1 pseudogene is annotated in these 434 nt (G+C 64.7%); it reads left to right on the forward strand.

What is annotated here, in order from left to right:
* Positions 1-234: 234 nt before the first annotated feature.
* Positions 235-434, forward strand: a pseudogene (locus LPA54_RS39415) (hypothetical protein); the annotation flags it as partial.

Raw genomic sequence — 434 nt, forward strand, 5'->3', positions numbered from 1 at the left:
TCAACGCCTTTCACCGGATCATTTCGAAACAGTTTCGGATTGAGGGCGACCTGAGACGGGGCGATCAAGCCCTTGTTCCACAAGGGACATGACCGTGCCGCACTGCTCGTGCACGCGTCTTGACACCGCATCAGCCCGAAACCTAGCTTGCTCGAACAGAGCTAGACGAAGTGATTTTCGAAAACCTTTCCACGACTCACGAGAAGCCGACGGCTCTCGAGTGCGGAGAAAATCATGGCGCTCTCCCGACGTACCCTTCTCGGCCTGGCGGCCGCCGTGCCCGTCTCGGCCGCGCTCGCCGCCTCCTGGCAGCCCGGCGGCCGCGCCCTGCACGACACCGCGGAACTGCTGAGCTGGTTCACCGAGGCGAAGGACCGCTGCACCCTGGAGCGCCGGCTGATCCCGCTGGCCGACACGGCGCGCTGGTCCCTGCG

This window comes from Streptomyces sp. DH12 (assembly GCF_020873895.1).
Lineage (GTDB): Bacteria > Actinomycetota > Actinomycetes > Streptomycetales > Streptomycetaceae > Streptomyces.